The organism is Kitasatospora sp. NPDC058190 (assembly GCF_042883685.1).
Lineage (GTDB): Bacteria > Actinomycetota > Actinomycetes > Streptomycetales > Streptomycetaceae > Kitasatospora.
In genome coordinates this window covers 1-4204 of sequence record NZ_JBHVVI010000252.1, presented here as the reverse complement: position 1 = coordinate 4204, position 4204 = coordinate 1, and the positions used below count along the sequence as shown (strand labels likewise).

At 69.6% G+C, this 4204-nt stretch carries 4 protein-coding genes; 2 read left to right on the top strand and 2 right to left on the bottom strand.

From position 1 onward, the window contains the following. Nucleotides 1–158: 158 nt before the first annotated feature. Complete coding sequence (locus ACFVWU_RS44415; RefSeq protein WP_387632314.1) at nt 159–551, bottom strand: peptidoglycan-binding protein; 393 nt, start codon at nt 549–551, stop codon at nt 159–161. A 689-nt stretch (nt 552–1240) separates the two neighbouring features. Beyond that, the gene (locus ACFVWU_RS44410) at nt 1241–1471 is read right to left on the bottom strand and encodes a hypothetical protein (RefSeq protein WP_387632312.1); all 231 of its coding nucleotides are present in this window, start codon (nt 1469–1471) and stop codon (nt 1241–1243) included. A 347-nt stretch (nt 1472–1818) separates the two neighbouring features. On the opposite strand from ACFVWU_RS44410, the gene ACFVWU_RS44405 reads away from it, so the two are divergent. Then, a complete protein-coding gene (locus ACFVWU_RS44405) occupies nt 1819–2811 on the top strand; it encodes an AraC family transcriptional regulator (RefSeq protein WP_387632310.1) in 993 nt (330 codons plus the stop codon). A 432-nt stretch (nt 2812–3243) separates the two neighbouring features. Further along, on the top strand, nt 3244–4204 hold a 961-nt coding region (locus tag ACFVWU_RS44400), incomplete at its 3' end, for a peptidoglycan-binding protein (protein ID WP_387632308.1).

The following is a 4204-nucleotide window of genomic DNA, read 5'->3' as shown; positions in this document are numbered from 1 at the left end:
CGGGGGTGTTCCGTTGTTTCCCCCCCCGGGGCAACGTTTTTCGGCGGCCCGCGCCCCCCCCCCCGCGTCTGCCCTTGCGCCCCCGCGGGGGGGCCCGCGCGCGGGCCCCCCCCCGCCCCACCACCCTCGACCGGCTACTCGGTGCCGGGGAGCGGTGATCAGCCGGGGAGCTGGCCGTTACAGTTGCTCATCCAGGCGCTCATGGTGCTCTGCGTGGAGTAGTCGCCGGAGTGGTGGGCGGCCAGGTAGACGTTGTAGATGTCGGCCTTGATGTCGCCACCGGTCTGCGGGCCGACCTGGCCGTCCTGCTGGATGCCCTTCGAGCCCTGGTAGGCGACCACCGCGTTGTAGGTGTTCTGGCCGAACTGGCCGTCGACCGAGAGGCCGGCGCTGTCGAGGTAGTTCATGGCCTGCTGGACGCACACCACCGGCTGACCGGTGGAGCCCCACTGGATCGTGGAGGCGGCGCTGGCCGTGCCGACGGCGAGGCCGAGGGCTGCGGTGGCGCCGATGGTGAGGGTAGCCGCACGAAGGGCCCACTTCTTCTGCATGTCGAGTCTCCTCAATCGCTCAAGTCACTCTGGTCACGGGAGCGTTGTCGGGTCGCTCCCGTCGTAGTCGATCGTGAGCCCTCATGTCGGTGCGAACCAGGCCTTCCGGCGGGGTTGGCCGAAAGACCGCGAGGCGGCGCGGCCTTCCCTGGCGGCGCCGCGTCAGGCCTGACCACGGAGACCAACCGGCCGATCGGTCGGGGAACTTCGGTATTGGTCGACGTATTGGCCTGGTGCCATCCGAAGTCTTTACCGATCATGCGGCCGGGTCCGAGGTGCGGCGGAATTCCGCCCTCCGCCCGGGCCGTGGCAACGCCTCCGAACCGAAAGGGTGGCTGAAAATGCGCCGCTGCGGGGAAACTCGGCGCACCACCGTCGATCAGTGCGCGGCCTGTGAACGCCGTGCGGCCGGCCGCCCCGCGTGCGGTCCCCGCGCACGCTGCGGCCGCCGCCGGTCGGCACTGCCGTCCCTGCCGCGCCCGCGACCCCGACACCACCCTGCCACCGCCGACCTGCGAGGCCTGCGGCCGACCCGTCAGTGGATCAAGGGCCTGTGCAAGTTCTGCTACCAGGTGTCGGCGTAGAGGTCGAAGTGCCCAGTCGGGTACACACGAACATGCTCACTGCGGCAGGCATGATGGCTGTCCCGGGCCCGGTCCGCGTCGGCCGGCGGAACCGGGCCCGCTGTTCTACTGCTCCGGCGGCATGGCTGGCGCGGGCAGGTCGAGGACCCGGGCGAAGGCGCCGATGACGGGAGCCCGGAAATCAGGCAGGTGCCGAAGGGCGCAGTCGGCGGCCAGCGTGAGGAAGTCGACCAGGTCGCGCTCGGCGCCGGCGAGCAGGCAGCGGAGTTCGGTGACGGGCCGTGGTGCGCGACGACGGCCTCGGCCTGCTCGCCGCCGACGCATTGAAAGGCTCATGTCAACATAAATATCCGGCGGGCGGAGCCGCGGTTTCTGCTGTCCCAACAGGGCCGCGGCGGTCTCAATCCTTGCTTGACCGGCGTCCCATACCGCAGGTAGCCGGCGTGGGACGGAAACAGGCCACCGGGTGGGACGGAGACGGGCTGTACGTCCTCGTGGACGTGGGACATCGTTGGGGCTGGCGGATCGAACTCGCCCGGTGTGCTCGATGCGAGGGAGTACCCGACTCTGCATCGGCTCCCGGGCGTGCCCGCCCCCACCGCGACAGATCGAGCACCATCGCCCGGAGATCAACCCGACTCAGCCAGCCCGACCCCGACCGAAACGCGGAGGCTAGAACGTCCGTGTCACGCAACGACCTGCTCCGGAAGGGTCCTGAGGGTGATCCTGCTCTCCTGTACGAGGGTGGCGACATCGATCGACTGCATCATGTCGTCACCGAGCGGCTCGCGCCACACCGCTTGACGGTGTTGAACGGCAGACGGCCGAACGGCCGCTTCAGCTGCCTGCACGACGGGGAGGTGACGCTCTACGAACTCGAATACGGTACGGACGTCATGGTCTGCCCGGGAGAGCTGGGGGATTTCTACAACGTCCAGCTTCCCATGTCAGGCATGGGCGTCGTCACCGTGGACGGCGTGGTCCTGCCGTCCACTCAGAGTATCGTCGGCCCGGGCAGCCGGGTCTCGATGACGTGGAACGGCGAGGCACAGAATCGCATCCTCATCATTCCGGGGCGGGCCGTCGCACAGGCCTTGGAGGTACGGAGAGCCGATTCCTCCACCGCCGCAGTGCGCTTCAGTCCGGTGCTCGACGAGCAGGATCCGTTGGTCCGCGCGTGGATCGAACTCGTCCGGGGATTCAATGAGTTCGTCGCATCGCCGTTGTGTCGCCGCTCTCCACTGGGAGTGCGGCACTTCGAGAAGCTGCTGATCGACGGTCTGCTGGACGCACAACGCCATTCCCAGAGCGACGCCCTGGCGGACAGCGGCTCGGCCGCCCTGCTGCCCGCCGTACGCCGGGCCAAGGCGTTCTGCGAGGAACACGTGCACGAGCCGGTCTCGGTGGCGGACATCGCCCTCGCCGCGCGAACCAGCCTACGGAGCCTCAGAGAGGGCTTCCGCGTGCACCTGAATACCACGCCCCTGGCGTATCTGCGCCAGCTACGGCTCGACCACGCCCACCGCGACCTCCTCGCCATCGCCGACGGCCGCGCGGAAGGCACGGTGACCGACGTGGCCTGCCGCTGGGGCTTCACCCACCTGGGCCGCTTCAGCGCGGTGTACCGCAAGTCCTTCGGACAGTCGCCGTCCGAGACGCTGCGCCGCAGCTGCTGAGCGAGCGACCGGCCGACCGGGTGGGTACGTGAGTACGCGCTCTCACCGCTCGGCTATCCACAAACGTGACGTCCCGAGCGATCCGAAAGCGGATAGCCGTGTGATCAAGGTTCGGGGAGGCTCGTCCTGAATGCGGTCGGATGCAGTTCACCAGCCGGCTGCGCCAGCGCTCCTGAGTCTGGGCCGAGCGTTCAGAGCATCCCGGAAAGGACATGATTGTTCGAGTTGAGCGTGCCCCAGTCGGCTTTCGGGGGTCCGTCGCAACTGGCGGGAGGTCACCCGGACACCCGCCAACCGGGCTTACATGCCCCAGCCTTGTCGGTGCTGACCGCCGTTCGGACGTTCTGGATCTGTCCGTCGAGCACGCCGAGCGCAAGGGGGTGAAGCACCCTGTCCTCCCTGGCGAATCATCATGAATCTGGAGAGCCTTCTGTGAGTACCCTCCTTCCCACCCGGCGCCGGTTGTCGCTGGCCCTTGCCCTGGCGGCCGCACTGACGGGCGCCTGCGCCTACACCGCCGCGGGCGCGTCCGCTACGACGGCACCGGCCCCGATACCCCTCACCTCCCCGGCCTGCCCGGCCGACATGCAGCAGGGTGAGACCGACGGCTGCGTCACCCAGCTCCAGCTGGAGCTCAACCTGACCGGCGCCCAGCTCACCGTGGACGGGCAGTTCGGATCGGCCACCGACACGGCCGTGCGCACCTTCCAGACCTCGCACTCCCTGACGGCCGACGGCATCGTGGGCCCGGCCACCAAGTCGGCGCTCGACGCGGCGGCCGGCTCCGCGTCCGGCACCGTGGACCTGCGCACCCAGTGCGGCGACCTGCAGACCGGCGCCAGCGGCGCGTGCGTCAGCACCCTGCAGACGATGCTGAACACCTTCCACGCGGGCCGCCTGACCGTGGATGGGCAGTTCGGCCCGGCCACCGACACGGCCGTGCGCGACTTCCAGGCCGCCCACGCCCTGACCATCGACGGCATCGCCGGCACGGCCGTCAAGAACGCCCTCTACACCGCCACCCCCACCCCGCTACCCAGCGGCGCCGTCGACCCCGCCAAGGTCCTGAACGCCGCGAAGTCCTACCTCGGCGTCCCCTACGTGTGGGGCGGTGGCCACTCCCTGCTCGGCGAAGGCCCCGGCCCGTCCCTGGGCACCTGCGACCTATACTCCGGGCCCCAGCCCTGCAAGGCCAACACCACCACAGGCCTGGACTGTTCCGGCCTGGTGCGCGCGGCCTTCTGGTTCGGCGCCGGCATCGACCTCGCCCATGGGGGCGGCACCACCGAGCAGACCCAGGACAGCCACCTCACCCCGATCACCGAGTCCCAGCGCCGCCCCGGCGACGTCGAGTACTTCGGCACCGACGCCCACAACACCGTGCACGTCGTCC